Origin of the sequence: Methylobacterium hispanicum (genome assembly GCF_022179285.1) — a bacterium.
In the GTDB taxonomy this organism is placed as follows: domain Bacteria; phylum Pseudomonadota; class Alphaproteobacteria; order Rhizobiales; family Beijerinckiaceae; genus Methylobacterium; species Methylobacterium hispanicum.
The window spans coordinates 76,214-102,433 of the sequence record NZ_BPQO01000009.1 but is presented as its reverse complement, the minus strand read 5'-3'; the positions used below and the strand labels follow the sequence as shown (position 1 = coordinate 102,433).

Annotated in this window: 28 protein-coding genes and 1 pseudogene; 14 read left to right on the top strand and 15 right to left on the bottom strand. The window is 71.9% G+C overall.

The annotated features are described in order from the left end of the window. The first annotated feature begins 21 nt into the window (after window positions 1–21). The 4 genes from MFF56_RS12605 to flbD are packed head-to-tail and all read left to right on the top strand — an operon-like array spanning window position 22 to window position 3,519. Window positions 22–1,095, top strand: a complete 1,074-nt coding sequence (locus MFF56_RS12605) for a flagellar motor switch protein FliG (RefSeq protein ID WP_082773406.1) — start codon at window positions 22–24, stop codon at window positions 1,093–1,095. After that, entirely contained in the window at window positions 1,092–1,754 is a 663-nt protein-coding gene (locus tag MFF56_RS12600) for a FliH/SctL family protein (protein WP_066928165.1), read from the top strand. The genes MFF56_RS12605 and MFF56_RS12600 overlap by 4 nt, the downstream gene beginning before the upstream one ends. Beyond that, window positions 1,754–2,092, top strand: a complete 339-nt coding sequence (fliN, locus tag MFF56_RS12595; protein ID WP_066928163.1) for a flagellar motor switch protein FliN — start codon at window positions 1,754–1,756, stop codon at window positions 2,090–2,092. Before MFF56_RS12600 ends, fliN begins: the two co-directional genes overlap by 1 nt. 56 nt (window positions 2,093–2,148) lie before the next feature. Continuing rightward, the gene (gene flbD, locus MFF56_RS12590) at window positions 2,149–3,519 is read left to right on the top strand and encodes a sigma-54-dependent transcriptional regulator FlbD (protein WP_066928162.1); all 1,371 of its coding nucleotides are present in this window, start codon (window positions 2,149–2,151) and stop codon (window positions 3,517–3,519) included. An 11-nt stretch (window positions 3,520–3,530) separates the two neighbouring features. Here the strand turns inward: flbD and MFF56_RS12585 are convergent, their stop codons facing one another. Beyond that, complete coding sequence (locus MFF56_RS12585; RefSeq protein WP_066928160.1) at window positions 3,531–3,803, bottom strand: hypothetical protein; 273 nt, start codon at window positions 3,801–3,803, stop codon at window positions 3,531–3,533. A 241-nt stretch (window positions 3,804–4,044) separates the two neighbouring features. Between MFF56_RS12585 and MFF56_RS12580 the strand changes: the two genes are divergently transcribed. Continuing rightward, window positions 4,045–5,832: a PQQ-dependent methanol/ethanol family dehydrogenase gene (locus MFF56_RS12580; protein WP_066928158.1), complete on the top strand. Its 1,788-nt coding sequence runs from the start codon at window positions 4,045–4,047 to the stop codon at window positions 5,830–5,832. Window positions 5,833–6,009: 177 nt separating this feature from the next. Here the strand turns inward: MFF56_RS12580 and MFF56_RS12575 are convergent, their stop codons facing one another. From MFF56_RS12575 to MFF56_RS32290, 4 genes and pseudogenes are all read right to left on the bottom strand, one after another. Beyond that, complete coding sequence (locus MFF56_RS12575; RefSeq protein WP_066928156.1) at window positions 6,010–7,077, bottom strand: sensor histidine kinase; 1,068 nt, start codon at window positions 7,075–7,077, stop codon at window positions 6,010–6,012. After that, on the bottom strand, window positions 7,074–7,487 hold the full coding sequence (locus MFF56_RS12570) for a response regulator (protein WP_066928184.1): 414 nt from the start codon (window positions 7,485–7,487) through the stop codon (window positions 7,074–7,076). The genes MFF56_RS12575 and MFF56_RS12570 overlap by 4 nt, the downstream gene beginning before the upstream one ends. Window positions 7,488–7,535: 48 nt before the next feature. Then, the gene (locus MFF56_RS12565; RefSeq protein WP_373324062.1) at window positions 7,536–9,359 is read right to left on the bottom strand and encodes an ATP-binding protein; all 1,824 of its coding nucleotides are present in this window, start codon (window positions 9,357–9,359) and stop codon (window positions 7,536–7,538) included. Between the two features lie 132 nt (window positions 9,360–9,491). After that, a pseudogene (locus MFF56_RS32290) lies at window positions 9,492–10,217 on the bottom strand (CHASE domain-containing protein); the annotation flags it as partial. Between the two features lie 188 nt (window positions 10,218–10,405). Here MFF56_RS32290 and MFF56_RS12560 point away from each other — a divergent pair. After that, window positions 10,406–10,849 carry a hypothetical protein gene (locus MFF56_RS12560; protein ID WP_373324058.1) on the top strand — a complete coding sequence of 148 codons (444 nt, stop codon included), beginning with the start codon at window positions 10,406–10,408 and terminating at the stop codon, window positions 10,847–10,849. A gap of 21 nt (window positions 10,850–10,870) precedes the next feature. Here MFF56_RS12560 and MFF56_RS12555 read toward each other — a convergent pair whose 3' ends face one another. The 5 genes from MFF56_RS12555 to MFF56_RS12535 form a co-directional block, all read right to left on the bottom strand. After that, complete coding sequence (locus MFF56_RS12555) at window positions 10,871–11,167, bottom strand: hypothetical protein (protein WP_066926608.1); 297 nt, start codon at window positions 11,165–11,167, stop codon at window positions 10,871–10,873. Between the two features lie 341 nt (window positions 11,168–11,508). Continuing rightward, window positions 11,509–11,718 (bottom strand): hypothetical protein, encoded by a 210-nt coding sequence (locus MFF56_RS12550; protein WP_238230076.1) that lies wholly within the window; start codon window positions 11,716–11,718, stop codon window positions 11,509–11,511. A 5-nt stretch (window positions 11,719–11,723) separates the two neighbouring features. Next, window positions 11,724–11,933 (bottom strand): hypothetical protein, encoded by a 210-nt coding sequence (locus MFF56_RS12545; protein WP_066919460.1) that lies wholly within the window; start codon window positions 11,931–11,933, stop codon window positions 11,724–11,726. Between the two features lie 56 nt (window positions 11,934–11,989). Beyond that, the gene (locus tag MFF56_RS12540; protein WP_066919458.1) at window positions 11,990–12,229 is read right to left on the bottom strand and encodes a hypothetical protein; all 240 of its coding nucleotides are present in this window, start codon (window positions 12,227–12,229) and stop codon (window positions 11,990–11,992) included. Between the two features lie 42 nt (window positions 12,230–12,271). Next, on the bottom strand, window positions 12,272–13,390 hold the full coding sequence (locus MFF56_RS12535) for a PAS domain-containing protein (protein ID WP_082772886.1): 1,119 nt from the start codon (window positions 13,388–13,390) through the stop codon (window positions 12,272–12,274). Between the two features lie 351 nt (window positions 13,391–13,741). Between MFF56_RS12535 and MFF56_RS12530 the strand changes: the two genes are divergently transcribed. Next, a complete protein-coding gene (locus MFF56_RS12530) occupies window positions 13,742–14,650 on the top strand; it encodes a LysR family transcriptional regulator (protein ID WP_066919456.1) in 909 nt (302 codons plus the stop codon). A 132-nt stretch (window positions 14,651–14,782) separates the two neighbouring features. Next, window positions 14,783–15,100: a hypothetical protein gene (locus MFF56_RS12525; protein ID WP_197430465.1), complete on the top strand. Its 318-nt coding sequence runs from the start codon at window positions 14,783–14,785 to the stop codon at window positions 15,098–15,100. Window positions 15,101–15,213: 113 nt separating this feature from the next. On the opposite strand, the gene MFF56_RS12520 is transcribed toward MFF56_RS12525, so the two are convergent. Continuing rightward, a complete protein-coding gene (locus tag MFF56_RS12520; RefSeq protein WP_238230075.1) occupies window positions 15,214–16,536 on the bottom strand; it encodes a right-handed parallel beta-helix repeat-containing protein in 1,323 nt (440 codons plus the stop codon). A 668-nt stretch (window positions 16,537–17,204) separates the two neighbouring features. Here MFF56_RS12520 and MFF56_RS12515 point away from each other — a divergent pair. Continuing rightward, entirely contained in the window at window positions 17,205–17,888 is a 684-nt protein-coding gene (locus MFF56_RS12515; protein ID WP_066927700.1) for a hypothetical protein, read from the top strand. A gap of 55 nt (window positions 17,889–17,943) precedes the next feature. Here the strand turns inward: MFF56_RS12515 and MFF56_RS12510 are convergent, their stop codons facing one another. Then, a complete protein-coding gene (locus tag MFF56_RS12510; protein ID WP_238230074.1) occupies window positions 17,944–18,135 on the bottom strand; it encodes a hypothetical protein in 192 nt (63 codons plus the stop codon). Window positions 18,136–18,371: 236 nt separating this feature from the next. Between MFF56_RS12510 and MFF56_RS12505 the strand changes: the two genes are divergently transcribed. Both MFF56_RS12505 and MFF56_RS12500 read left to right on the top strand, forming a co-directional pair. Continuing rightward, window positions 18,372–19,088, top strand: a complete 717-nt coding sequence (locus MFF56_RS12505; protein ID WP_066926424.1) for a hypothetical protein — start codon at window positions 18,372–18,374, stop codon at window positions 19,086–19,088. A gap of 177 nt (window positions 19,089–19,265) precedes the next feature. Further along, complete coding sequence (locus MFF56_RS12500) at window positions 19,266–19,625, top strand: hypothetical protein (RefSeq protein WP_066926422.1); 360 nt, start codon at window positions 19,266–19,268, stop codon at window positions 19,623–19,625. Between the two features lie 40 nt (window positions 19,626–19,665). Here MFF56_RS12500 and dapE read toward each other — a convergent pair whose 3' ends face one another. Beyond that, window positions 19,666–20,838: a succinyl-diaminopimelate desuccinylase gene (gene dapE / locus MFF56_RS12495; RefSeq protein ID WP_066926420.1), complete on the bottom strand. Its 1,173-nt coding sequence runs from the start codon at window positions 20,836–20,838 to the stop codon at window positions 19,666–19,668. A gap of 166 nt (window positions 20,839–21,004) precedes the next feature. Between dapE and MFF56_RS12490 the strand changes: the two genes are divergently transcribed. Further along, window positions 21,005–21,406 carry a PilZ domain-containing protein gene (locus MFF56_RS12490; protein ID WP_238230073.1) on the top strand — a complete coding sequence of 134 codons (402 nt, stop codon included), beginning with the start codon at window positions 21,005–21,007 and terminating at the stop codon, window positions 21,404–21,406. On the opposite strand, the gene MFF56_RS12485 is transcribed toward MFF56_RS12490, so the two are convergent. After that, window positions 21,357–23,675 (bottom strand): amylo-alpha-1,6-glucosidase, encoded by a 2,319-nt coding sequence (locus MFF56_RS12485; RefSeq protein WP_066926416.1) that lies wholly within the window; start codon window positions 23,673–23,675, stop codon window positions 21,357–21,359. The genes MFF56_RS12490 and MFF56_RS12485 overlap by 50 nt on opposite strands. Before the next feature lie 205 nt (window positions 23,676–23,880). Next, the gene (locus MFF56_RS12480) at window positions 23,881–25,014 is read right to left on the bottom strand and encodes a glycosyltransferase family 4 protein (RefSeq protein WP_066926414.1); all 1,134 of its coding nucleotides are present in this window, start codon (window positions 25,012–25,014) and stop codon (window positions 23,881–23,883) included. Between the two features lie 575 nt (window positions 25,015–25,589). Between MFF56_RS12480 and rpmI the strand changes: the two genes are divergently transcribed. Continuing rightward, window positions 25,590–25,793, top strand: coding sequence for a 50S ribosomal protein L35 (rpmI, locus tag MFF56_RS12475; protein WP_056244427.1), 204 nt, complete (start codon window positions 25,590–25,592; stop codon window positions 25,791–25,793). A 51-nt stretch (window positions 25,794–25,844) separates the two neighbouring features. Next, on the top strand, window positions 25,845–26,216 hold the full coding sequence (gene rplT / locus MFF56_RS12470) for a 50S ribosomal protein L20 (protein WP_066926412.1): 372 nt from the start codon (window positions 25,845–25,847) through the stop codon (window positions 26,214–26,216). The last annotated feature ends 4 nt before the right edge of the window (window positions 26,217–26,220 follow it).

Below are 26,220 nucleotides of genomic sequence, written 5' to 3'. Positions count from 1 at the left end.
GCTTGAGGGAGCGGACGGGCGATGGCGGCGGGAGCGGGCGTAGGGGCGGGACCCGGTGGGCCTCTGCTGGCGGCGGGCGGCGGGAGCGGGGACGCGTTCGCCACCATGCCGGGCGTGCAGCGGGCGGCCGCGATGCTGCTGCTGCTCGGCGAGACCGAGGGCGCGCCGATCTGGCAGCGCCTGGAGGAGGACGAGGTCAAGAAGGTGAGCCACGCGATGGTGCAGCTCGGCTCGCTCGAGTCCGAGGTCGTCGAGAAGCTGATCATCGACTTCGTCTCCCGCCTGTCGAACAGCGGCGGCATCTCCTCGAACTTCGAGCGCACCGAGGCGCTGCTCCTCAAGATCTTCCCGAGCGACCAAGTCTCGGCGATCATGGCCGAGATCAAGGGTGCCTCCGGCAAGCGCGTCTGGGCCTCGATCGCCCAGGTGGACCCGGAGATCCTCGCCTCGTTCCTGCGCAACGAGTACCCGCAGACGGTCGCCGTCGTGCTCTCCAAGGTGCGCTCGGACTACGCCGCCAAGGTGCTGACCATCCTGCCGGAGGAGTTCGCCATCGACGTGCTCAACCGGATGCTCCGGATGGAGACGGTGCAGAAGGAGGCGCTGCGCCACATCGAGGAGACGCTGCGCGTCGAGTTCGTCTCGACCATCGCCCAGACCGCGCGCCGCGACGCGCACGAGATGATGGCCGACGTCTTCAACGCCTTCGACCGGCAGACGGAAGGCCGCTTCCTCGCGGCCCTCGACCAGGCCAACCGCGGCTCGGCCAAGCGCATCCGCGAATTGATGTTCACCTTCGAGGACCTCCTGAAGCTCGACCCCGGCAGCGTCCAGACCCTGATGCGCAAGGTCGACAGCGACACGCTCTGCCGGGCGCTCAAGGGCGCCAACGAGCGGGTGCGCGGCTTCTTCATGAGCCAGATGTCGACCCGCGCGGCCAAGAACCTCGACGACGAGATGACCTCGCTCGGGCCGATCCGCCTCAAGGAGGTCGATGAGGCGCAGGGCAAGATGACCGAGATCGCCAAGGAGCTGGCCGAGAAGGGCGAGATCATGATCGCCAAGGGCAACGCCGAGGAGGAGCTGGTCTATTGAGCGCCCGCCCCTTCCTGTTCGACACCGACTTCCGCAAGCCCAAGCCCGACCTGGCGGCCGAGGCGGCGGCGCGCGAGGCCGTCTCGGTCGCCGCCGCCGCGGAGCGGGCCGCCGCCGAGGCGCTGGCCCGCGGGCTGGAGGCGGGCCGGGCCGAGGGGCGGGCCGAGGCCCACGCCCAGCTCCAGGCGCGGCTGGCCGACGCGATGAACCGGCTCGCCCTCTCGGTCGCCGGGCTGATGGCCCAGGCCGAGGCCCGCGAGGCCGAGCGCGAGGCCCAGGCCGTCGAGGTAGCGGTGCTGCTGGCGCGTCGGGTCGCCGGCGAGGCGCTCGACGCACAGCCGCTCGCGGTAATCGGCGAGGCGGCGCGCGGCGCGCTCCAGCACCTGCGCGGCGTGCCCCACCTCGCGGTGCGGGTGCACGACAGCCTCGTGGAGGAGACCGAGTCCCTGCTCAGGCGGCTGGCCCGCGAGCGCGGGTTCGAGGGCCGGCTCGTGGTGCTGGGCGAGCCCGACCTCGAGCGGGGCGACGCGCGCATCGAGTGGGCCGACGGCGGCATCGTGCGCGAGCGCGCCCGCATCGAGGCCGCGATCACCCGGGCCCTCGGCCTCGGATACACCGACCCCTCTTCCGATCCCTCGCCCGAACCCCCGAGCCCGTGATGTCCGACGATTTCAGCCTGCCCCAGCTCGGCGGCGAGCACGATGCCGGCCTCGACGCGGACTCGATCCGCGAGGCGCCGACGAGCCCGAAGAGCGCCGCCGACCTCGAGCAGCTCTTCGACGTGCCGGTGATGGTCTCGGCCGTGCTCGGCAACTCGCGCATGCCGATCGGCGACCTGCTGCGGCTCGGCCCCGGCACCGTGCTGGAGCTCGACCGCAAGGTCGGCGAGGCGATCGACATCTTCGTCAACAACCGCCTCGTCGCCCGCGGCGAGGTCGTGCTGGTCGAGGACCGGCTCGGCGTGACGATGACCGAGATCGTCAAGAGCGAGCACTGATTCCTTTGGGATGTCCGCCCGGCCGAGCGGCAGGGCGGCAGGATGGGAGGTGCCCGATGCGGCTCCTGATGATCGGACGGCTCAACGGCGAGCTCGTCACCGCCTCGAAGATCGCCATGCAGCGCGGCGCCGCCGTGACGCAGGCCGACGCCGTCCCGCAGGGGCTGACCGTGCTGCGGGCGCGGGGCGCCGACCTCATCATGATCGATGTCGGGCTCGACATCCGCGCCCTCGTCGGCGCGCTGGAGGCCGAGCGCATCCGCACGCCCGTGATCGCCTGCGGCGTCGCCGCGGACGCGCGGGCGGCGGTGGCCGCCATCCAGGCGGGTGCCAAGGAGTACATCCCGCTCCCGCCCGATCCGGAACTGATCGCGGCCGTGCTGGAGGCGGTGACCTCCGACAGCCGCGCCTTCGTCTGGCGCGATCCCGCGATGGAGCGCGTGGTGCGGCTGGCCGACCAGGTCGCCCGCTCGGAGGCTTCCGTTCTGATCACCGGCGAGAGCGGCACCGGCAAGGAGGTGCTGGCCCGCCACGTCCACCAGAAGTCCCACCGGGCCCAGAAGCCCTTCGTCTCGGTCAACTGCGCGGCGATTCCCGAGGCGCTGCTCGAATCCGAACTGTTCGGCCACGAGAAGGGCGCCTTCACGGGCGCGGTGGCGCGCCGCATCGGCCGCTTCGAGGAGGCCAACGGCGGCACGCTGCTGCTCGACGAGATCTCCGAGATGGATGTCCGGCTGCAGTCGAAGCTGCTGCGGGCGCTGCAGGAGCGGGTGATCGACCGCGTCGGCGGCACGGCGCCGGTCAAGGTCGACATCCGGGTGCTGGCCACCTCGAACCGCAACCTCGCCGAGGAGGTCCGCAAGGGCACCTTCCGGGAGGACCTGTTCTACCGCCTCAACGTGGTGCACCTGCGCCTGCCGGCGCTCCGCGAGCGCCCCGCCGACATCCTCGAACTCGCCGCCCACTTCGCCAAGAAGTACGCGGCCGTGAACGGCTTGGCCCCGCGCGCCCTCTCGGCGGAGGCCCGCACCCTCGTCACCCGCAACCCCTGGCGCGGCAACGTGCGCGAGCTGGAGAACACCCTGCACCGGGCGGTGCTGCTGGCGAGCGGGCCCGAGATCGGCGCGGAGGCGATCCTGACGCCCGAGGGCGACGCGATCGGCCCCGCTGACGGCCCGGCCACCCGGGCGGCGCAGGCCGCGCAGGCCGCCGACGCCGCCCGCGGCCTCGTCGGCCGCACCGTGGCGGAGGTCGAGCGCGACCTGATCCTCGACACCCTCGACCACTGCCTCGGCAACCGCACCCACGCGGCCAAGATCCTGGGCATCTCGATCCGGACGCTGCGCAACAAGCTCAACGAGTATGTCGAGGCGGGGCTGGAGGTGGCCGAGCCCGGCGGCGTGCGGGCGCTCGCCGCCTACGGCTGAACCGTGCCTCCTCAGCGCCGCTCGTTGTAGGCCTTGTTCTGGGCGGCGAGCGCGTCGTCGAGCTTGCGCAGAGCCGCGGTGCGGGCGATCTCGCCCTCGACGTCGCGGATCGTCTCCTCGACGAGGTGGTTCTGCAGGGCGAAGCGCGCGTCCGCCGGCGAGAGCGCCTCGCGCTCCTGCAGGCGCTGCACCGCCTGGCGCACCACGGTGTAGACCGCTTCGCGCTCGCTGCGGGTCATCGACGGGTTGACCGCCTGGGCGACGAGTTCGGAGAAGTCCGCCACGTCCTCATGCTCCTCGGCACGCGTCTCGGGGAGGCCCCTTCTGGCGGCCCCGGCCCGGCCGGGCAAGCGCGTCCCGGCGCACCCGGGGCGGCCCCCGGCGCGACCCGTCCTCTTATCTTCGACTTATGGCCAATAACTTTCGGGCCGAAGCCTGTCCTAGTCTTCGATCCAGGGGCAAGCCGCAAGATGAACGCGCGCGAGACGCGGGCCGGCGTCCCGGGACGATCCAGGAGGAAGACCCATGACGGTGCGGAACCGGTTCCTCGCGGCGGCGGGCGTCGCGGCGCTGACGCTCGGCGCGAGCTCGGCCTTCGGGGCCCCCGAGAAGGCCGCCAGCCCGGGCGGCGTGAGCGAGCAGGCGATCCTCGACGACGCCAAGACCACCGACGACGTCGTCACCTACGGCCTCGGGCCGCAGGGCCAGCGCTACAGCCCGCTCAAGGCCATCAACAAGGAGACGATCCAGGGCCTGGTGCCGGCCTATTCCTTCTCCTTCGGCGGCGAGAAGCAGCGCGGCCAGGAGAGCCAGGCGCTCGTCAAGGACGGCGTGATCTACGTCACCGGCTCGTACTCGCGCATCTACGCGCTCGATTCGCGCACCGGCGAGAAGCTCTGGGAGTACAACGCGCGCCTGCCCGAGGGCATCCTGCCCTGCTGCGACGTGGTGAACCGCGGCGCGGCGCTCTACAAGGACAAGGTCTATTTCGGCACGCTCGACGCCAAGCTCGTGGCGCTCGACGCCAAGACCGGCAAGGTCGTGTGGCGCAAGGACATCGACGACTTCAAGGCCGGCTACAGCTACACCGCCGCGCCGATGATCGTGAAGGGCAAGATCATCACCGGCGTGTCGGGTGGCGAGTTCGGCGTGGTCGGCCGCGTCGAGGCGCGCGACGCCGAGACCGGCGAGATCGTCTGGAAGCGCCCCGTCATCGAGGGCCACATGGGCGAGCTCAACGGCAAGCCCTCGACCATGACCGGCAAGGCCAACGAGACCTGGCCGGGCGACATGTGGAAGTTCGGCGGCGGAGCCACCTGGCTCGGCGGTACCTACGACCCCGAGCTGAACCTGATCTACTTCGGCACCGGCAACCCGGGCCCGTGGAACTCGGCGCTGCGCCCGGGCGACAACAAGTGGTCGGCCTCGCGGCTGGCCATCAACCCGGACAACGGCGAGATCGTCTGGGGCTTCCAGACCACCCCGCACGACGGCTGGGACTTCGACGGCGTGAACGAGTTCGTGCCCTTCGAGATGCAGCGGGACGGGAAGACCGTGAAGGCCGGCGCCACTGCAGACCGCAACGGCTTCTTCTACGTCCTCGACCGCACGAACGGGAAGTTCATCTCGGCGACGCCGTTCGTGGCCAACATCAACTGGGCCAAGGGCATCGACGAGAACGGGCGCCCGATCTACGACGACGCCAACCGCCCCGGCGACCCGGCCAAGTCCGAGGACGGCAAGAAGGGCAAGTCGGTCTACGCGACGCCGGGCTTCCTCGGCGGCAAGAACTGGAACCCGATCGCCTACAGCCCCGACACCAAGCTGTTCTACATCCCCTCCAACGAGTGGGGCATGGACATCTGGAACGAGCCGGTGAACTACAAGAAGGGCGCCGCGTATCTGGGCGCCGGCTTCACCATCAAGCCGACCTTCGACACCCATATCGGCTCGCTGAAGGCCATCGATCCGGCCACCAAGAAGGTCGTGTGGGAGTACAAGAACAAGGCTCCGCTCTGGGGCGGCATGCTCACCACCGGCGGCAACCTCGTCTTCACCGGCACGCCGGAAGGCTTCCTGAAGGCCTTCGACGCCAAGACCGGCGAGGAAGTCTGGAAGTTCCAGGTCGGCACCGGCATCGTCGCCTCGCCGATCACCTGGGAGCAGGACGGTGAGCAGTGGATCGGCGTCGCGGCCGGCTGGGGCGGCGCGGTCCCGCTCTGGGGCGGCGAGGTGGCCAAGTCCACCGCCGGCATCAACCAGGGCGGCAGCTTCTGGGCCTTCAAGCTGCCGAAGAAGCTCGCCGCCAAATAAGACTCGCCGCGACATGAGCGAGCCTGCGGGCGCGCGGCGCCGGCGCCAAGCCGGGGCCGCGCGAGGGCCGGGTCGGCCCTGACAGGGGACGGTGAAACGAAGCCCCGGGATGCGCGAGCCGCCCGGGGTTTCTCATGCGGCCCGCCGGGCGCACCGGCCGGCCGCAGGATCCCTGGCTCAGACCGGGAAGCACAGCACCGCGCGGGTGCCCGGGCGGCCCGCGTCGTAGGCGATCTGCGAGCGCAGGTTCGTCGCCATCGCACGGATGATGCGCGCGCCGAGGCCTGTCCCGCGCGGGCGCCCCTCCCCGGCCCAGCCGATGCCGTCGTCCTCGACGCTGAGCGTCAGCAGCTCGGCCTCGCGGCTGACCGCGACCCGGATCTCGCCCGGGATCTCCGGCGGGTAGGCGTACTTGTAGGCGTTGGTGACGAGTTCGGTCACCACCACGCCCAGCGAGACCGCCTTGTCGGTGGCGAGCCGCACGGGCTCGGCGCTGAGGCGGATCGAGTGGTCGCGCCCCGCCGCCTTCATCGAGGCCTGGAGCTCCTCCACGAGGCTCGCCAGGTAGGCGTCGAGTTCCACCGCCTCGACGTCCTGCGAGGTGTAGAGGCGCCGATGGATGCCGGCGATGGCCGAGATGCGCGCCTGCATCTCCTCCAGCGCCTCCTTGGCGGCCGGGTCCGCGACGGCGTTGGTCTGCATCCGGGCGAGCGCGGCCACCAGCGCCAGCGAGTTGGCGACCCGGTGGTTGACCTCGCGCAGCAGCAATTCGGCCCGGTCGCGCGCCTCGCGCACGGCGGCCTCGGCCCGCTCCTTGTCGCGCCGCAGGGCCTCCTGGCGGAGCGCCGTATCGACCGCCTCGCCGAGGAGTTCGCGGAACTGGCCCTGGAGGTCCTTCCAGACGTAGTCGACCGCGCCGGCCTTCAGCGCCGCCACCGCGACGCGGCTGTCCTCGGAGCCCGTGACGTAGATCACCGGCGGCGCGTCGGGCAGCGCCCGGATCTCGGGCAGCAGGTCGAGCCCGGTCTGGCCCGGCATGTAGTGGTCGAGGGCCACCGCATCGATGCCCCCCTGCGCGAGCCGGGCGAGGCCCGCGGCGCCGTCCGGCGCCGTCTCGACGACGTAGCCGCGCGCCTTGAGGCCCCGCTGGACGAGGCGGGCGAGGCCCGGGTCGTCGTCGATGTAGAGGATGCGCCCGCGTTCGGGCACGCCGTCCGGCGGTGCGGACGGAGGCGTCGTGCTCATGAGTTCTCGGGCACCTGCATCACCGAGAAGAACAGCCCGAGCTGGCGGATCGCGTGCGAGAAGCCCTCGTAGTTCACCGGCTTGGTGATGTAGACGTTGGCGCCGAGATCGTAGCAGCGCTGGATCTCGCGCGCGTCGTCGGTGGTGGTGAGCACGACGACCGGCGAGCGCTTGGTGTGCGGGTTCGCCTTGATCCTCTCCAGGATGTCGATGCCGGTCATGTCCGGCAGGTTGAGGTCGAGCAGGATCAGGAGGTGGCGCCGCGCGCTCACCTCGCCCGTCCCGTCCGGGCCGAACAGGTAGGCGAGCGCGTCCGTGCCGTTGCGGAACGGCACGATGTCGTTGTTCACGCCGGCCCGGCGGATGTTGCGCTCGATGAGGCGGGCATGGCCCTCGTCGTCCTCGATCATCACGATGCAGACGGGATGCACGTCCAAGTCCCCCAAATCCCCTGTTCGTCACGCGGCCGCGCCGCGCGGCACGTCCGGACCCTGCGCCGCGCGCGGCAGCGTCACGCTGAACGTCGTCCCCTGTCCGAGTTCCGACGATACCTCGATCCGGCCGCCTAAGGAACGCACCAGCGCCTTGACGTGCGCCAGCCCGATGCCGTCGCCCGGCCTGTCCTGCAGGCCGGAGCGCCGGAACAGCTCGAAGATGCGGGCGTGGTCCTGGGGCGCGATGCCCCGGCCGTTGTCGGCCACCGTGAAGCGCACCCGCCCGCCCGCGACCGGCCGGCCCGCGACCTGGATCAGGCCGGGCCGCCCCGGCGCCAGATACTTCAGGGCGTTGTCGATGAGGTTGCCGAAGATCTGCTCGACCGCGAGCCGGTCGGCGGCGATCTCCGGCAGGTCGTCGGCGACCGCCACCCGGGCGCCCGCGCTGTCCGCCTGGTGGCGCTGCGCGTCGGCGAGGCCCTGCACCAGGGCGCGCATGTCGAGCGGCTCCGGCCGGAAGGTGCGCCGCCCCTCGCGCGACAGCTTCAGGATGGCGGCGATGAGCGCCTCCATCTTGGTGATCGCCGCCTTGATGAAGCCCAGCGCCTCGTCCATGTCGGCGTCGATCCGCCCGGCCTCGGCGTGGTCGCCCAGCGCCGCCCGCACGTCGTCCCGCACGGCCTCCAGCTCGCTCGTGAAGCCCATCACGTTGACGAGCGGCGCCCGCAGGTCGTGGCTGACGATGTAGGCGTAGCGCTGAATCTCCTCGTTCGATTCCCGCAGCTCCGCCTCCGCCTCGCGCTGCTCGGTGATGTCGGTGTGCACGCCGACCCACTCGACGATCGCGCCCTCCTCGTCGAGGATCGGCACCGCGCGGATCGCGTAGGTCCGCCAGCTGCCGTCCCGCGAGCGCACCCGATGCTCGAACACGAAGGTGCGCCGCTCGGCCACCGCCGCGTTCCAGGCCTCGACGCTGGCCTGCGCGTCGTCGGGGTGGACGGCGTCCGCCCAGCCGTAGCCCTCGTATTCCGCCCGGCTCTGGCCTGTGATCGCCGCCCAGCCGGGCTGCTCGCCGACCATGCGGCCGGAGGCGTCGTTGGTCCAGAGCACGCCGCGCACCGCCCGCATCGCGCCGAGGAAGCGGTCGCGCTTGCGCCGCACCGAGGCGAGGAGGCGCGCGTTGTCGACCGCCACCGCCGCCTGCCCCGCGAAGCCGGTGATCAGTCGCTCCTCGCGCGGGCCGAAGCGGCCGGGCTCCGGGTGGCCGAACAGCAGGGCGCCGAGCCGCTCGCCGGTCCCCGAGACCACCGGCACCGCGAGGTAGCTGCGCACCGGCAGGTGCCCCTTCGGCATGCCGCCGTGCGAGCCGTAGCGCGGGTCCGTCGCCACGTCGTCGGAGCGCACCACGCCCTCGGCCAGGAAGGTCGGCTGGAACAGGTTGGTCGCCCGCGGCAGACCGAAGCGGGTGAAGGCCTCGCGCGGCCCCCCCGTGAGGCTGAACAGGCGCCAGACGTCCTCGTCGTTGCCTTCCTGTCCCGCGGGCACGCGCTCGAAGAACGCGCCGTAGGCCCCGCCGACGAGTTCGGTGGCGGCCTCGATCACCGTCTGCACGAGGCGCGCGAGGTCGTGCTCGGCCACCAGCGCCGCACCGGCCCGGTTGAGCAGTTCCAGGCGGGCGGTCTCCTCCTCGAGGTCGCGGCGCGCGACCTCCGAGCGGCGGCTCGCCCCGGCCTGGGCGAGCGCCGCGCCCGCCACCAGCAGGGTCACGAGCGAGCCGGCGCCGAGGACCAGGGGCCACACGTCGCCGGCCGGATCGCGCGCGAAGCCGGGCGCCGCCGCGAGGGTCATGATCCAGGCGTGGCCGGCGATGTCGAGGGTGCGCTGCGTCGAGAAGCCCGCCTCCGGGACCCGTTCGCCCGCGCCCGACGCGTAGAGCGGGGCGGCCTCGCCGGGCCCGTCGCCGGCCGGCCCGGCGCCGTCCCGGACCCGGTAGGTCACCTCCGGTGCGCCGCCGGGGCTGAGCGGGACGGCGACGCGGGAGAACAGGTCGCCGGCCCGGAAGGGGCTGTAGACCCAGCCCCTGAGCAGGCGCCGTCGCTCCGCGACGGTCTCCGGCACCGCCCCGCCCACGTAGACCGGCAGGTAGACGAGGAAGCCCGCCTGCTTCTGTCCGTCGATCTCCTGCACCAGCTCGACCTGGGCGGAGAGGGCCGGCTCGCCCGTGTCCCGCGCCCGCGCCATCGCGTCCCGGCGCACCGGCTCGGAATACATGTCGTAGCCGATCGCGGCGGCGTTGCGCAGGTCCAGGGGTTCCAGGGCGACGATGGCGGTGGGGTCCGGGCCCGGCGGGTCGGGTCGGAGCCGGAAGTCGGGCAGCCCCTGGGCGCGCATCTCGGCCACCAGGGCCTGCGCCTCCTCGGGCCGGAAGCGGCGGGCGTAGCCGATGCCGCGGGTGCCGCCGTAGAGGTCGGCGATGCGCAGGCGCTCCACGAAGGCGGCGAATTCCGGCCGCGTCACCCGCTCGCTCGCGGCGAGCAGCCCGGCCGCGCCGCGCAGCAGCGCGACGTAGGTCTCCAGGCGCTCGCGGATGCGGTTGACCTGCTGCCCGGCGAGGCGCTCGAAGCGCTCGTGATCGCGCCGCTCGCTCGCGCCCTTGAGCTGCAGCGCGGCAGCCCCGGCGGCGAGGAGGCCGACGAGCAGGACCATCAGGGGGAGGATGAAGTGCCGGGACGCGGCCGCCCTGTGCGGCACCGGGGCTCCGGATGGCGTGGCGGGCGGGATGGCGCGGTTCCTGCGGCTCGGGGGCTCGGCGAGGCCGCTCTCTGCCATCTCGGCGGGCCGAGCGCCAGCATCGATCCTAAGATAGGGTCGACGGTGGGCGGCACGCAGCCCGCATGCCGGTCCGGGCGTTCCGGTATCGGCGCCTCGTCGATGCCCTCGCCGCGATTCCGGAGCAGCCCTTGGACAGCCTCGCCGACCATCTCGCCCGCGCCGCCGAGGAAGGGCGCCGCCGGGCCAGGAGCTTTCCCGGCCGGATCGGGCGCGACGCCCTCCCCTTCGCGGTCCTGGAGGCCTTCGACGCGGATGTGCGCGGCCATCTCGAGCGCGACGGCCGGATCGAGGACGAGCGCGACCGGGTGCTGATCGCCGCCGTGAAGCTCGCCGAGACGCCGCCCGAGGAGGGCGACGCGGCCGTGGAACAGGCCCGCGCGGGCCTCATCGACGCGCTCGACTTCTTGGAGCAGGCCGTCCTGCGGCTCGGGATCGTCAACCGCCGGGCCGCGAAGGCCGGGCTGGGGACGGCTGGGGGGCCGGTGGCCGAACCCGGCGGTCCCTGAACGGGGCCGCCGGGGGCAGGCTCAGAACCGGGCGCCCTGGTTGGCGCCGATGCCGCCGAGGCCGATCCCGGTATTGGCACTCCGGCCGGAGCCGCCGCCCATGTTGCCGATGCCGCCGTGGCGGCTGCTGATACCCTGACCGCGCAGGATGCCGGTCGGATCGCGCGGGCCGACCGCGCGGCCGAACTCAACGGTCTGGGGCGGTGCCACGATGCCTCTTCTATCGCCGTAGCCGCTCCAGCGACCGTTCTGCGCGCCGACGAGACTTGGAACGAGGGCGAGGGCGAAAGCCGCGACAAGTGCCGTTTTGCCGATCATCCTGATCATCCTTCGTGCAACGTTGGTCTATACGAAGATCAACGCCGCGCGGCAGATGATTATTCCGAAGGCAATATGGGCTAGAAAATAGGCAGGTGTGCTCTCGCACGAGGCAGCCTGATGAGGCCCGGCGGGCCGGAACGGATCCGGACATCCCGTTGTCCGGCGCTCTCCGAGCCGACCTCGGCCGGGACGGATCCCCGGCCCGCGCCGCGCTCCGGGCGGCGCCTTGCCTCGCCGCGGCTCAGCGCCGTTCGCCGGGTTTCCCGGCGCACGGTCGGCCTCCGGGGCGGCGACGCCCGCGAACCTCGTCCGCTGGGGCTGGCCGCGGGGCCCGATCCTCAGATCTCGGTCTCGCGGCGGACGATCGCGTCCTCGCCGCTGCCGGACTGCGCGAGCCCGACATCGGGGCGCTCGTCCGTACCGAGCGGCTCGTTGGTCGGCGGCTCGGCGGGGCCGGTTCGCCGCCCGCGCCCGCCGACGGCGGGAAGCGGCCCGGCCGGCTCCGGCGGGGCCGCGTCGGCGGGACGGTCGGGGGACGTGGCGGCCATCCGCCTCAGCCCTCCCGGCGTCCCTCGAAGGGGCCCGCCTCGCCCCGCTCGCGCGCCTCGGCCTCCGTGCCGGCCCGCTCCATCGGTCCGTCGGTCGCGCGCACCTGCCCGGTCGCGGCGTCCCGCGGCGAGATCGCGGCCCCCTGGGGCTCCGGCCCCCCGGCAGGCCGGCGCCGGGCCTGCATGTCGGTGTCCTCGCGCGTGGATCCGCCCATCGATCGTCTCCGTCCTGTCCTACCGGGCCAACGCCCGGGAGGCGCGAGCGGTGCCCTCAGGCGTCGTCCTCCGGTGCGAAGACCTCCCCCGCCTCGGCCAGGCGCACGTCGGCCTCGTCGGCCGGGAGGGCTTCGAGGTCGCGGTACTCCGTCAGCAGGCGGCGCAGATCCGCCGTCGCCGGCTCCGCGCGTCCCACCAGCAAGTCGGCGACCCGCGCCTCGGCCTCCCTCCCGGACAGGCCCTCCGCCGCGACCGCGCTCGCGATCGCCGCCCGCTTCTCCCGCAGCCCGCTCATCCCCGCTCCTCCTTCGTCGGCGCCCGCCGTCAACGTCTGGCGTCAACGTCTGGACAGCGCGATCGCACCCGTCTCCGTCAGCGTGAAGACGATGCCGTGCGCGCGCAGGGCCGCCACCGCCGCCGCCTGCGCCCGCCCGGAGGCGGCGCCGTCCCCGTCCTCCAGGCGGCGGATGGTGGAGAAGGAGAGCCCGCTCGCCCCGGCGAGCTGCTGCATCGACCAGTCGAGCAAGGCGCGGCCCGCCCGCAGGTGCGCTCCGGTCACGAGGCGGTCCAGCCCGTCCCGGACCGGCCCGGCCAGGCAGCCGGTCGCGCGCGCGTCCAGGACGAGCGGCGCGACGTAGTTCGTCCAGCTCTCGACGGCTCCGGCGGCGTCGCGCATCGGCACCATGACGAATCGGTACGGGACGACCTCGCCGCCCGCCAGGACGAGGCGCGGCTGCGTGTGGACGACCCGCCCGGAGAGGTAGAGCGCGCGGCCGTGGTCGCGCCAGCGCGCGCGCTCCTCCTTCAGCACCGGCAGGGTCGGCTCGCCGAGCAGTTCGGCCTTCGGCAGCCCGACGAGTTCCAGCCATTCCTCGGAGAAGTCGGTGTAGGGGTAGACCCGGCTCGACGAGGTGAAGGCGCGGACCTCCTCGAAGATCGCGCGCCTGTGCCGCTGCTCGGCCTCGCGGGCGCGGGCCAGCGCCGCGTGGTCGCTCACGTCGATGAGGACGCCCATCGCCTGTCGCGGGCGCCCGTCCGGATCGACGACCACCTCGCCCCGGCTCATCACGGTGCGCAGGGACCCGTCGGGCCGGATGATCCGGAATGTCCGCTGCGCCACCCGTCCGGTCTGCAGCATCTCCGAGCCGGAGGTGACGCCGGGCCGGTCGTCCGGGTGGACCAGCGCGAGCAGGAGCCCGTAGGCCGCCCGCGCGCTCTCCGGTTCGAGGCCGAGGATCCGGAACAGGCCCGGCGACCAGACGTGCGTGTCGGTCGCGAAGGTCCACGCCCACGTGCCCGTCAGGCCGAAGCCCTCGACCATGCGCAGCACCTGCTCCGGGGCGAGGCCGCCGAGGGGCTCCGCGAACTCCCGCGGTGCGGCCCCACGCGACGGGGCGCCGGCGTGTTCGGACGTCCTGTCGAACAGATCGCGGTGCGTGTCGGCAGTCCGGTGCATGCGTGATGGATGATCCTGCAGGTCAGGCACGACCCTAGGCTGTCATCCGACCGTGGGAAATCCGTAAATCACCCGCGGATGCGCGCAGAGGTCGTATCCGGCACGACGGGATGGAATGCCTGAGTTTGGCCCTCGGCGCGTTCGACCTGAACATCCAGAGGCGGTCCTGTCGGCGCCGGTCCGAATACGTGGCGCCGCGACGGCATTTCGCCGCGACATCCCGCCCCCGGCCTCTCGCGCCCGGCCTCTCTTGCCCGGCGGGGCGGAGCCTGGGCCGGGACGTCGCCGCGCTGTAGAAGCGGCCCGACCCCGCGGGCGTTCCCGCGCCGGGACGACCCGGGACCCTGCGAGATGCTGGCGCCTGCCATCCTGCGGCGGCTCGACCTGACGACGCTGCGCCTGTTCGTGGCGGTGTGCGAGGAGGGCAGCCTGACCCGCGCCGCGCGGCGCGCCGCGATCGCGCCCTCCGCCGTGAGCAAGCGGCTGGCCGAGCTGGAGCAGACCCTCGGCGTCGAGCTCCTCGAGCGTGGCGCGCGCGGCATGGGCGTGACGCCCGCGGGCGAGACCCTGCTGCACCACGCCCGGCGCATGCTGCGCAACGCCGAGCAGATCGCCCTGGAACTCGCCGAGCACGCCAAGGGGGTGCGGGGCATCGTCCGGATGCTCGCCAACCTCTCGGCCATCGTGCAGTTCCTGCCCGAGGACCTGCGCGCGTTCCTGGCGGCGCAGGGCGCGATCAAGATCGACCTGGAGGAGCGTCCGAGCGGCGGCGTCGTGCGGGGCGTGGCCGAGGGTGGGGCCGAGATCGGCATCTGCGCGGGCAGCGTTCCGACGCTGGGCCTCGACGCCACGCTCTACCGGCGCGACCGGCTCGTGGTGGTGATGCGCCGCGGCCACCCGCTCGCGGGTCGGGACGAGCTCGCCTTCGCGGAGACCCTCGGTTACGATTTCGTCGGCCTGCACGCCGAGAGCTCGATCTACGGCAGCGTCCGGGCCGAGGCGCAGAGCGCCGGCCGGCCCCTGCGGCTGCGGGTGCACGTGCCTGGCTTCGACGCGGTCTGCCGCATGGTGCAGGCCGATATGGGGCTCGGCGTGGTGCCGCGGGGCGTGTTCGGCCTGTTCGGCGGCGCCACGGACCTCGTGGCGGTGCCGCTCTCGGACGCCTGGGCCCACCGCACGCTGCAGATCGTCACCCGGCCAGGGCCCCTCACCCCCGCCGCGAGCCTTCTGCGCCTCCACCTCGCTGCGCCGCCGGATTGAGGCGGCCGCGTGTCCGAAAAGCGGAAGCCGCCCGCAAGACGATTCTTGCGTGCCGCATTCTTGCCACAGTGCGGAAAGCGCTGCAGTATCGAGGGCGGACGCCGAATCACCAAGTGATGGAGGCACGCTCCCATGTCCGTCATCGAAACACGCAGGGCTTCGTCCGAGTTGGCCTCGTCCGAGTCGGCCTCGTCCGCGTCGGCCCCGTCGGAGCTCACCGCGACGCCGCGCGAGCGGCGCGCCCGGGCGGCCGCGCACGCCAACCAGCTGCGGGCGCTGGCCTGGATCGCCCTGCGGGACGGGGCGCCGCACGGCGCGATGCGGGCGGCGACCGCCCGTACGGCGGCCCGGCGCATCCTGCAGCATGAGCGCCGCGCCGCCCTGCTCAACCGCGCCCTGGCGCAGGCGCTGGAGGCGCTCGTCGAGGAGCAGGCCGACCTCGTCGGCTGAGGGCTCCCGACGGTCCCGAACCCGTCCTACACGTCGCCGCCCGGGCGATGGCGGGCCCGCACTCCGCAGGCCCGCGAGGCGGCCGCCGGAGCCCCGGCGGCCGCCCTCTTGCGTCAGCTCCAGGAGAACGCGTTGTGGTAGGCGGCCATCGGCGCCTCCCCGGTGATCTCGCTCGCCTGGAAGGTACCCCCGAAGGCCTCGTCCTGGATGCCGCCGCCGTAGACGACGTTCCCGGGCGCGGCCGCGTTCTGGTAGGCCGCGTTGGTGATGGTCGAGTCGTCGGCCAGCGTGAAGATCAGCGAGCCCGACAACGGCGTTCCGCGGCCGGCATGGCTGTCCGCGAAGTTGTCGAACGAGCGCACGTCGTCGAAGGTGTTGCCGCTGCCGTAATCCGAGAAGGCGCCGTTGCCCATGCGGACGGTGTCGACGTTGCTCACGTGGACGCCGGTGCCGCCCTCGACGATGACCCCGACGCCGGAGGGCGAGTTGTTGCCGTCGATGAGGCCGTTGGCGATCGTGACGTTGTTCGATCCGATGTTGACGTTGTCCTCCGTCCAGGAGGTCTCCAAGTCGTTGTAGTTGTAGAAGTCGGTCAGGCTGCTGTTGTCGGAGCGGTTGAACTGCACCAGCTGCCCGCGCGGATAGGGGCCGCGCATGTTGTAGCCCTCGATCCCCTGGAGCGTGGCGTTCGGCGAGTCCTGAAGGTAGAGGCCCGTCGAGGCGTCGCGCACCGTGACGTGGCTCACCGCCGCGCCCGGCGATTCGAACAGCCCGATGCCGTACTGCTCGGGATCGGTGTTGGGGCCGGAGGCCGGAGCCCCGGCATTGATGATCTCGACGCCGTCGACCGTCAGGTTTTGCGAGCCGATCGCCTCGATGCCGGAACCGCCCTGGTCGGTCCCGTTGTAGTGGATGCGGACGTTGCGGATGGTGACGTTCGCGTCGCCGTCGAGCTCGATGCCGGGCCCGTCGGCGTAGATGTCGAGGTTCTCGATCACGTCCCCGCTCTGCGCCTGGATCGTGCCGTCGTGACGGGTGAGCCCCGCCGCGGAGACGGGGGCGGCGGGATCCGTGCCGGTCAGCAGGGCCGCGGCGTCGACGTCGGGTGTCGCGGGCGCGACGGGTGTCACGGGTGCGACGGGCGCCGCCTCGGTCGGGGGAACGCTCGCGGACCCGCTTGGGCCCGCCTCCGCGGAGGTCTCCGGGGCGGCGACCACGACGGGCTCGAGCGGGGCGGCCGGGGTCGTTTCCAGCGTGGTCCCGGCGGGCGTGGCGGCCGGGGTCGTCGCTGGATCGGTCGCTGCGAGGTCGTCGGCGGGCGCGTCCGGCGTGGCGGCGGGGGGTGTCCGGTCGGAGCCGGCGCTGCGCCAGTCCCGCTCCACCCGGTTCCAGAAATCGTCGAGGGCGAGGCTGTCGTTGTGACGTGTGAACCGCATCGTTCGGGGTGTCTCTTTCTCTGCCTAGAGGATGCCTGGCCGCGAGCGGCCGGCGCTGTTGCCGTGCAGCGAGCGCGCACGGCGTTTCGAGCGGCGACACGCTGGGTGGCGCCGCGCCGAACGGGTGAGAGGGGGACGGTCTGAGACCGGGAATGAGAAGGTTGCGAAAGTATGACGAAGTACAAATCAACAGTTTGTACGACGACATACGTTTTATTTTGTGTTCGTTTTTGTAAATCGTTTGTTTCTTGTTGCCAAGCTCAAATGCCGAAATGGGGCGATCGTGTGTCAGGGCGGCGAATAGGCGAACTCGACTTTGCGGTGGGTCGGATGGGTCGGCGCCCTGTGCCCGCGTCGTCCCGGCGCGGCCCGGCGTCTGGGTGCGCGGCATTCGGCAGCCTGCCGAGAGGCGTCATGGCGGGAAACACAGTCCCCGGCGCGCAGCCACGACGAGGAATTGCCACGACGGGGAATTGCCACGACGGGGAATTGCCGCGAAAACGCGCGCTGGGGGGATTTGCCGTCGGGCGCTGCGGCGGGACGCGTGTTGCGCACCCTATCGCAGGGCCCGGAACCGGGAGGTCTCGATGCGGTGGGCTCGCCTTCGGATTTCCGCAGCCGCGATTGCGGCGGTCCTACAGATCCCCGGCGTCGCCGTAGCGGATAGATTGGATCTCACCACGACCGAGACGAGAACCGTCGTCTTCATCAGGACGGATCCGGACAAGCTGGCCAAGGCCCTGCCCGCGGGCTGGGCCGCCGTGCCGGGCTCGGGCGCCGCCAAGGACGCGAACCTCGTCCTGATCCTAATCGAGGGGCTCTCCCAGAGCGACGCGGACGGGAAGGCCGCCGCCTATCCCGACAAGTACGCCGTGTGGGGAACCTCGGCGAAGAACGCGCAGAGCGGCGCCGCCGCCTTCATGGTGATCGGCGGGATGATCGCTCCAGCGCAGGCGGCGCCGGGAGCCTATGGCGTGTACAAGCCGGCGAAGGTCGCGATGACCAGGACGGCACGCTCGAACGAGGCCGGCGCCACTCAGGTCGAGGAGACGTGGGACATGGCGACCGAGGGCGACGACCGGCTCAGCCTGAGCGCGCGCTACGAGCGCGGCGTCGCGGCCCGCGCCCACGTGGAGCCCAAGGTGTCCTCGGTCGCCAAGCCGGACTTCTACCGCCTCTACAAGGCGGATCAGGTCTCCGAGTTCGTCTATTCCGTGCCGGCCGGCCGCACGGCGAGCCGCATCGCGCTCAGCGCGAGCGGACCCCTGTTCGCGGGACTTCTCGACGGGGCCGAGGTGGTGGCGGTCGCGACCGTGCCCGCCTACCACCGCCAGATCTACTTGCCCGACTAGGGCATCGGCCCGCCCGCTCCCGGTCGCTCTCGCGAGCGGGCGGCCTGGGCGCCATCTATCCGGGGAAGGAGCCGAACGCCTCGAAGGCGTTGGTGGGCGTTGCGGCGGGCTCGCCCTCGGGCCGGTCCGCGCTCGCGTCGCCGCGGCCCTGCGCGGCCGGGTCCGTGGTCTGCTGTATCGGCTGGGTCGTTGCGGGGACGGGGGCGGGCGGCAGGGCTGTGCGGTCGTGCTGCGCGTCCAAGTTCATCCGAACTCCTCGATCTGTTGCGTGTTTCACGGCCCAGCTTGGGTAAACGCCAGGATCCGTGGGGCAACCCGCCCCAGGACATGGCTCGCGCCGCCCGACGGGGCTTGCGCGCAGAGCCGCGGACCGCCGCGGAGCGTCGGCGCTGCGCCGCCGCTACAGCCTGAACGGGCGACCGATGCGATAGCGGGGGCGCGGTCGGACCGGGCGGGCATCGGCAAGGGGACGTCGGAACGGGCATGAGTGCGGCATCCGAGTGGCGCGCAGCGCGCAACCTCAAGGCGCGCGCGCGGCTGGAGCGGTCCCTGCCGGCGATCTTTCCGGCGCCGGTGCTGCGGCACGCTCTGGCGCGCCCGCTGACCCCGCCGACGCCGCGCCTCGCCGTCGAGAGCTACTGGCGCACCCATGTGCTGCGCGCCGACGGGCTGGCCCGGGCGCTGGCGGCGCGCTCGGGGACCCCGGAGGGCTGGGCCTGGCGGGCCGGGCCGGAGGCCGCCGCGGGCTTCCGGATGCCGCCCGCCCCCTTCCGCGAGGCGGAGCACGCCCGCGGCCCCGGCACCTGCTGCGTCTGCGGCCAGCCGGTCTACCGCTTCGGCTGGCATCGCGACCTCTGGGGTGCGGGGACCTCCAATCGCAACGCCCGCTGGCACGCCGCCTGCGTCGCGGCCTGGAAGTTCTGGGTCGCGCCGAGCGATCAGGTGAAGCTGCTCAAGGCCCGCCAGCGCCACCGCTGCGCGGCCTCCGCCAAGCGCCTGCTGCGCACCGCCGAGGTCGATCACCGGGTGCCGCTCTACCGGGTCTGGCGCGAGCACCGGGAGCGGCCCTGGCCGGAGCTCCTCGGCTTCTGGGGCCTGCCGAACCTGCAGGTCGTCAACCGCGCGAGCCACGCGGCCAAGTGCGGCGAGGAGGCCGCCGAGCGGGCGAGCGCGCGCCGCGCCGTTCCGCTCCTGCCCTGAGACCCCGCCCGATCCGCCGCGGTCGCCCATCCGGTGCCCGTGGCGGGCGCGGTGCGAGGTCGCGCACGGAAACCCGTGCGGGGTGTTCGGCATTGCACGGCTGAGCGTCGCTGCGGGACCGGTCCCGCGCGGCGGCGGGCGCCGGGACCGACCCGGGGCCGGACCGGGGAGACGGCCATGGTGTTCCGCTCAGAAGATCCGCCCCCGCCCGGCAACCTCAGGGTCGACACGCCGCCCGGCACGGAGCGGCCGACCACCGCCATGCTGAAGGGCGACATCGATTCGGGACGCACGGGCGACAAGGTCCCGCACTACGATCCCGGCCTCTCGCAGCTCGGCACCGACGACGAGGCCGCGGGCCGCCCGCCCTCCCCGGAGCGGATCGCCGCGGCGCGCGCCAGCGAGGCGGCCAGGCCAGGCGTGCGGGCCTCGGCCGACCCGCACGGGCGGCGCGGCTGGGTGATGCCGGCCTTCGTCGCCTTCATCGCCGCCGCCGCCGCGACCATCGCGCTGGTGCTCTGGCTCTCCCCGGCCTGACGCCGCCCGGAATGCGGGACCGAATCCGGCCCGGCAGGGTTCAGCGCGCGAAGTAGGCCGCCAGCACTCGGCGGTAGATCGCCGTGAGGCGCTCCAGGTCGGAGACGGCCACGTACTCGTCGACCTGATGCATGGTCTCGCCGACGAGGCCGAACTCGATGACCGGGCAGGCATCCTTGATGAAGCGCGCGTCCGAGGTGCCCCCCGTGGTCGAGAGCGCCGGGCGGCGGCCGGTCTCGGCCTCGATCGCGTCGGAGACGAGGTCCACGAAGGCGTCGGGCCGTGTCAGGAAGGCCGGTGAGTTCGAGGGCAGCAGGTCGAGGGTGTAGCGCACCGCCTCGCCCGCCGCCCGCGCCAGGCGCGCGCGGATCTCTGTCCCGAGCGTCTCGGCGGTCCAACGGTCGTTGAAGCGGACGTTGAAGGTCGCCCGCGCCTCGGCCGGGATCACGTTGGTGGCCGGGTTGCCGACGTCGAGGGTGGTGAATTCGAGGTTCGAGGCGTCGAAATGCGCGGTGCCGCCGTCGAGCGGCTCGGCGAGCAGCGCGCGCGCCAGTTGCAGCATCCCGGGGATCGGGTTCTCGGCCCGGTGCGGGTAGGCGACGTGGCCCTGGCGCCCGTGCACCGTGAGTGTGCCCGTCAGCGAGCCGCGCCGGCCGATCTTGATCATGTCGCCGAGCGCGGCCGGGTTCGTCGGCTCGCCGAGCACGCAATGGTCGAAGCGCTCGCCGCGCGCCCGCGCCCAGTCGAGGAGCTTCACGGTGCCGTTGACCGCCGGCCCCTCCTCGTCCCCGGTGATCAGGAAGACGATCGAGCCCGCCGGCCGGCCGTGCTCGTGCAGGTGGGCCAGCGTCGCGGCGAGCCAGCAGGCGATGCCGCCCTTCATGTCAACGGCGCCGCGCCCGTAGAGCATGCCGTCCGCCACCGCGCCGCCGAACGGGGCGTGCCGCCAGCGCGCCGCCTCGCCCGGCGGCACCACGTCGGTGTGTCCGGCGAAGACGAGGCAGGGCGCCTGCGTGCCGAGGCGGGCGTAGAGGTTCTGGATGTCCGGGGTGCCGGCTTCCGAGAAGACCGGGCGCTCGACCGCGAAGCCCGCCTCCCCCAGCAGGCGGGCGAGGAGATCGAGGGCGCCGCCCTCCTCCGGGGTCACCGAGGGGCAGCGGATCAGGGCCTGGGCGAGGCCGAGGGCGTCGGGAGGCGTGACAGGGTCCGACATGGCAGGGTCCGACATGGCAGGGTTCGCGGGGCGGCCGGCGCGGCGTCCCACCCCTCTAGGAAGACGGGCTCCCGCGCGCCAGCCGGATCAGGGACGCAGCGCCCAAATCCGCGTAAAACCGTGAAATCACGGTCATCCGTGCAAGCCCGGGTTTACGGATGTTGTGTTGTCATCGCCACCGTACCACCCGACGACAGACCTCTCGCCCATGACGTCCGCCGACGACCGTGCACGCCGCGATCAAGCCGATCCGGGTCGGCGCGCCGCGGTGCGCGTCGCGGCGATGATCCCGGCCTCGGCCCTGCTGCCCGACGGCACCGCCCAGGTCTGCGTGATCCGCGACATCTCGACGGGCGGCGCCCGGCTGTCGATCGCCCGCCGCCACCTCCTCGCCGAGACCTTCCTGCTCCGGGTCGCCGGCTTCGAGAACCCGTTCCGGGTGCGCAGGGTCTGGCAGCGCGGCGACCTCGCCGGCGTGATGCTCGAACTCGGCCGGGGCAAAGAGGCCCCGGCGCCCCTCACTTCACCATCGCAACCTGCGCGTCCCCCGTCCGGCGCAGCACGCTGACCGTCACGTCGTCCTGGTGTCGCTGCAGGCGCAGGTCGAGGCGGCTCGCCCCGAGCTTCAGGTTGTAGATCGAGATCCCGTCGAGGAAGGGCGGCAGGATCGGGTTGCGGAAGCGCACGCGGTTGCGCCCGTGATCGAGCTCCATGCCGAGGCAGGCGGCCAGGAACGCGAAGGGCGCCGCCGCCGCCCAGGCCTGCGGGCTGCAGGCCACCGGATAGGAGACCGGCCCCCGCTGGCGCCGCCGCATGAAGCCGCAGAACAGCTCCGGCAGGCGCTTCGAATCCTGGTAGAGCGAGGTCTCGAACATGCCCTGGAAGATGCGCGCGGCCTCGGGCTTCAGGTCGTAGCGGGCGAGCCCCATCGCGATCATCGCGTTGTCGTGCGGCCAGATCGAGCCGTTGTGGTAGGACATCGGGTTGTAGCGCGCCTCGCCGCGGGCGATCGTGCGCACGCCCCAGCCGTTGAACCCGTCCTTCGAGAGCAGGTTCTCGGCGACGCGGGTCGCCCGCTCGGGCAGCGCGATGCCGGTGAAGAGCGCGTGGCCGGCGTTCGACGAGCGCACCGCGCATTGCTTCTTCGCCCCGTCCAGCGCCAGCGCGTAGGTGCCGATCTCCTCGTTCCAGAAGGCCGCGTCGAACTTTTCGCGCAAGGTACGCGCCTCGTGCGTCAGCGTCTCGGCGAGATCGTCGTGGCCGAGCATCGCGGCGAGCTTGGCCATGCCGTTCTTGGCGGCGTAGACGTAGCCCTGCACCTCGCAGAGCGCGATCGGTCCCTTGGCGAGTTGCCCGTCCGCGTGGAAGATCGAGTCGTGGCTGTCCTTCCAGCCCTGGTTCTCCAGCCCCTTATCGGTGTCGCGGGCGTATTCCACGAAGCCGTCGCCGTCCCGGTCGCCGTAGGTGTTCATCCAGGCGAGCGCGAGCTTCAGGGCCGGCCAGACCTTCGCGATGGTCTCGCGGTCGCCGGTGACCGAATAATATTCCCAGGCCAGCATCACGAAGAGCGGCGTGCCGTCGATCGTGCCGTAATAGTGCCGGAACGGCACCTCGCCGAGCATCGCCATCTCGCCGCGCCGCGTCTCGTGCAGCACCTTGCCGGGCTGGGCGTCGGCGGCCGGATCCACCGCCTTGGCCTGCGTGGCCGCGAGGTAGCCGAGCACGCCCCGGGCGAAATTCGGGTCGATCCAGAGCGCCATCATCGCCGTGATGATGCCGTCGCGCCCGAACACCGTGGAGTACCAGGGGATACCCGCGAAGGGGTAGATCCCCTCCGGCGTGCGGCTCGCCAGCATGTAGAGGTCGGCGGTGGCCCGGCAGGCGCCCTCGTTGAACTGGTCGTTCGAGGAGATGATCGTGGTGATGCCCGCCGTCAGCGCGCGCTGGTCGCGGCGCGTATCCCGGTAGGCGCGGGCGAAGATCGTGCCCTCGGAGAGTCCCTTGGGCGGCTTGGCATGGCTGCTGCCGGCCGCGAGCGAGAGCTTGGCGGCGGCATCCTCGCCGACCTGCTCGGCCGCGGGCGCGCTGGTGAAGGCCTTGTGCGCCTCGAACACCACGCGGATGAAGAGCGAGGCGCGGCCCCCCGGCGGCAACTCGACCTCGAACACGGCGCGGCCCGGCTCCAGGCTCTTCGGCTTCGGACCGAAATGCAGGGACGTGGTGCGCACGATCTCGTCGAGGCCGACGTAGCGGAACTGGACCTCGGTCCCGCTCGCCACCTGCACGGCGCGCTTGCCGCGGCGCTCGCGGTCGGTGCCCCGCACCTCGAACAGGTCGCGGTAATCGGCGTCGAACGCCACCGCGATCTTCAGGGTGCGGTGGCGCGAATCGTAGGAGCGCAGGCCGATCCGGTCGTAGCAGGCGCCGCGGAACAGGAACTTGGTGCGCTCGATCGCGATCACCTCGCGGGGGATCGTGGTCTCGTCGTGCGCGTCGAGGCGGATGTCGGGGGTCGTCATGTCGACGCTGAGCGCGCCGTTGTCGTCCTGCATCACCGAGGACAGCATCAGCGGGCGCTGGTCCTCGATCGTCAGCTCGAGCCGCGAGAGGTAGCGGGTATCCTGGAAGTACACGCCCTCCGGCCCCGGCTGCACGCCGATATCGCCGTAGGCGTCGAGCACAGCGAAGGATTCACCGAACTTCAGCGAGCGCAGCGGCCGTTCCGTCAGCGAGGTGTGGGCCTCGATGTGGTAGGGCGGCAGCACCTCGTCCGCGTCCTGGAAACCGCGCAGGGCGGCTTGCGTCACAGCTTGCACCTTCGTCACGCTCTCCGCCATGCGCTCAGCTCTCCGGTTCGGGTCTGTGTCGAGGATGCGAATCGACAGGGCCGCCGCATCGGGCGATGCGGCGGCCCTTGTGACCGTCTGAGTTAGGCGGTTCCGCGGCGTCGGCCAGAGTGAATCGCACCCCGGCGGACGTCTTTGCGAAACCCGTGCCGGCCAGCCTTCAGGCCGGCACCGGTTGTCAGACCGGCACCGGTTGTCAGACCGGCATGGCGGCGACCGAGATGCCCGGGCGCGCGGTGCCGTTGAGGTCGCCGAGGTTCGGCGTGAAGGCCGCGGCCTTCGGCATCCGGATCACCTCGCCCTGGCGGGCGATCAGCTGCTCGTAGGCGGCGACGTACTTCTTCACCATGCACTCGGCCGTGAAGGCCGTCTCGAAGTGCTGGCGCACGCCCGCCCGGCTCATGGTCTTGACCTTGGCGACGGCGGCGACCGCGTCGTCCATCGAGTCGCAGAGCACGCCGCCGACGCCGTCCTTGATCACCTCGGGGACCGAGCCGTTCCGGAAGGCGATCACCGGCGTGCCGGCCGACATCGCCTCGATCATCACAAGGCCGAAGGGCTCCGGCCAGTCGATCGGGAAGGCGAGCGCCAGCGCGTTGCCGAGGAAGTCCTTCTTCTGCTCCTCGTTGATCTCGCCGATATACTCCACCAGCGGGTGGTGGATCATCGGCTCGATCACCTCGTCCCAGTACTCCTGGTCGGCCTTGTCGACCTTGGCGGCGATCTTGAGCGGCGTGCCGGAGCGGATCGCCATCTCGATCGCGCGGTCAGGGCGCTTCTCGGGCGAGATGCGGCCCAGGAAGGCGAGGTAGCCGCCCTTGGACTCCGGGTAGTACGGGCAGTTCTCCTTCGGCAGGCCGTGGTGGATCGTCGAGATCCAGTTCACGTCCGGCGGCATCGGCAGGCGCTGGTTGTCGGAGATCGAGACCAGCGGCATGCCCGTGAAGGTGCGGTAGACCGGCATGAAGTCCGGCACGTCGAGGCGACCGTGCATCGTGGTGACGCACTTGTGGTTCAGGTCCTCGAACATCGGGTACTGGAGCAGGTCGATGTGGAAGTGCAGGATGTCGAACTCGTGCGCCCGGCGATGGACCTGATGCAGCATCGCGAGGTGGCTCGCGGTGTGGTCGCGGTAGCCGAGCAGGCGCAGGCCCTCCGGCGTGCAGGCGGCGAGCTTGGCGCTCGTCTGCGAGTCGCCGCTGGCGAACAGGGTGACGTCATGGCCCTGGCGGACCAGCTCCTCGGTGATCCAGCTGACGACGCGCTCGGTGCCGCCGTAGAACTTCGGGGGCACGGCCTCCGAGAGCGGAGCGATCTGGGCAATGCGCACGAAAGTGTCTCCTGTGAAGGCCGGAATGTTGCGGGGATCTAACCCGGTCGGGCCTGAGTGGGACATGAACAGAACGGACGGCCAAGGTTTATGGTTCCGCACCGCCGCGCCCGTCACGCCGCTTTTGTGCGCTGCGCAACGCCCTCCCCGCTTTCCCCGCAGCGCGGGGCGCCCTACCCTCCGGAGCTTGGGCGTTTCGCACCACGCCGCTTTCCCGGACGCCCGGAGCGATAGCGGAGGGTGATCCGGGACCCAGCACGGTAAGCCGCGAAGCGTCCGAACTTGCGCCGGCGCATGAAGGTGGCGCCGCTTCGCGGCCCTTCATTCTCTGGATCCCGGATCACCTTCCACTGCGTTCCAGGCGTCCGGGAAAGGGCGGAGCCCGGTGGGGAGCGCCCGTTCGGCCCACCTTCGCGCGCCCATTGATGCGGCGTCTCGTTTCTGTCATAAGCCGCCCCGCGTCGAACCGCCCGGCCGTAGGGCTGCCGTGGCGGCTCGTGCTGCTCCACCAGAAGCAACTTCGCGCAAACCTCCCCGGATCACCGGACGGAGGGCATTGCGCATCGGAGAGCCAAATGCCCAAGCTGAAGACCAAGTCGGGCGCCAAGAAGCGCTTCAAGATCACCGGCACCGGCAAGGTGATGTACGCCCAGGCCGGCAAGCGCCACGGGATGATCAAGCGGACCACGAAGCAGATCCGCAACCTGCGCGGCACCACGACCCTGTTCGAGGGCGATGCCGCCAACGTGAAGAAGTACTTCCTGCCCAACCAGCGGTAAGTTCTTCACCACCCGAGCGATCTGTCTTTTTCGTAATCCAGGAGATACCCCATGGCCCGCGTCAAGCGCGGCGTGACGAGTCACGCGAAGCACAAGAAGGTTCTGAAGGCCGCCAAGGGCTACTATGGCCGCCGCAAGAACACGATCCGCATCGCCAAGCAGGCGGTCGAGAAGGGCATGCAGTATGCCTACCGCGACCGCAAGAATAAGAAGCGCACCTTCCGCGCCCTCTGGATCCAGCGCCTCAACGCCGCGGTCCGCGAGCACGGCCTGACCTACTCGCGCTTCATCGACGGCCTGGCCAAGTCCGGCATCGTCGTCGACCGCAAGGCGCTCTCGGAGCTCGCCATCCACGAGCCGGCGAGCTTTGCCGTCGTCGTCGAGAAGGCCAAGGCCGCCCTGCCGGCCGCCAAGGCCGCCTGAGCGA

What these genes read in the sequence shown, in the direction of transcription:
- MFF56_RS12605 (WP_082773406.1), top strand. Translation starts at nt 22, where the DNA reads ATGGCGGCGGGAGCGGGCGTAGGGGCGGGACCCGGTGGGCCTCTGCTG.
- fliN (WP_066928163.1), top strand. Translation starts at nt 1,754, where the DNA reads ATGTCCGACGATTTCAGCCTGCCCCAGCTCGGCGGCGAGCACGATGCC.
- flbD (WP_066928162.1), top strand. Translation starts at nt 2,149, where the DNA reads ATGCGGCTCCTGATGATCGGACGGCTCAACGGCGAGCTCGTCACCGCC.
- MFF56_RS12580 (WP_066928158.1), top strand. Translation starts at nt 4,045, where the DNA reads ATGACGGTGCGGAACCGGTTCCTCGCGGCGGCGGGCGTCGCGGCGCTG.
- MFF56_RS12575 (WP_066928156.1), bottom strand. Translation starts at nt 7,077, where the DNA reads ATGAGCACGACGCCTCCGTCCGCACCGCCGGACGGCGTGCCCGAACGC.
- MFF56_RS12570 (WP_066928184.1), bottom strand. Translation starts at nt 7,487, where the DNA reads ATGATCGAGGACGACGAGGGCCATGCCCGCCTCATCGAGCGCAACATC.
- MFF56_RS12565 (WP_373324062.1), bottom strand. Translation starts at nt 9,359, where the DNA reads ATGACCCTCGCGGCGGCGCCCGGCTTCGCGCGCGATCCGGCCGGCGAC.
- MFF56_RS12560 (WP_373324058.1), top strand. Translation starts at nt 10,406, where the DNA reads ATGCCGGTCCGGGCGTTCCGGTATCGGCGCCTCGTCGATGCCCTCGCC.
- MFF56_RS12555 (WP_066926608.1), bottom strand. Translation starts at nt 11,167, where the DNA reads ATGATCGGCAAAACGGCACTTGTCGCGGCTTTCGCCCTCGCCCTCGTT.
- MFF56_RS12550 (WP_238230076.1), bottom strand. Translation starts at nt 11,718, where the DNA reads ATGGCCGCCACGTCCCCCGACCGTCCCGCCGACGCGGCCCCGCCGGAG.
- MFF56_RS12545 (WP_066919460.1), bottom strand. Translation starts at nt 11,933, where the DNA reads ATGGGCGGATCCACGCGCGAGGACACCGACATGCAGGCCCGGCGCCGG.
- MFF56_RS12540 (WP_066919458.1), bottom strand. Translation starts at nt 12,229, where the DNA reads ATGAGCGGGCTGCGGGAGAAGCGGGCGGCGATCGCGAGCGCGGTCGCG.
- MFF56_RS12535 (WP_082772886.1), bottom strand. Translation starts at nt 13,390, where the DNA reads ATGCACCGGACTGCCGACACGCACCGCGATCTGTTCGACAGGACGTCC.
- MFF56_RS12530 (WP_066919456.1), top strand. Translation starts at nt 13,742, where the DNA reads ATGCTGGCGCCTGCCATCCTGCGGCGGCTCGACCTGACGACGCTGCGC.
- MFF56_RS12525 (WP_197430465.1), top strand. Translation starts at nt 14,783, where the DNA reads ATGTCCGTCATCGAAACACGCAGGGCTTCGTCCGAGTTGGCCTCGTCC.
- MFF56_RS12520 (WP_238230075.1), bottom strand. Translation starts at nt 16,536, where the DNA reads ATGCGGTTCACACGTCACAACGACAGCCTCGCCCTCGACGATTTCTGG.
- MFF56_RS12510 (WP_238230074.1), bottom strand. Translation starts at nt 18,135, where the DNA reads ATGAACTTGGACGCGCAGCACGACCGCACAGCCCTGCCGCCCGCCCCC.
- MFF56_RS12505 (WP_066926424.1), top strand. Translation starts at nt 18,372, where the DNA reads ATGAGTGCGGCATCCGAGTGGCGCGCAGCGCGCAACCTCAAGGCGCGC.
- MFF56_RS12500 (WP_066926422.1), top strand. Translation starts at nt 19,266, where the DNA reads ATGGTGTTCCGCTCAGAAGATCCGCCCCCGCCCGGCAACCTCAGGGTC.
- dapE (WP_066926420.1), bottom strand. Translation starts at nt 20,838, where the DNA reads ATGTCGGACCCTGTCACGCCTCCCGACGCCCTCGGCCTCGCCCAGGCC.
- MFF56_RS12485 (WP_066926416.1), bottom strand. Translation starts at nt 23,675, where the DNA reads ATGGCGGAGAGCGTGACGAAGGTGCAAGCTGTGACGCAAGCCGCCCTG.
- rpmI (WP_056244427.1), top strand. Translation starts at nt 25,590, where the DNA reads ATGCCCAAGCTGAAGACCAAGTCGGGCGCCAAGAAGCGCTTCAAGATC.
- rplT (WP_066926412.1), top strand. Translation starts at nt 25,845, where the DNA reads ATGGCCCGCGTCAAGCGCGGCGTGACGAGTCACGCGAAGCACAAGAAG.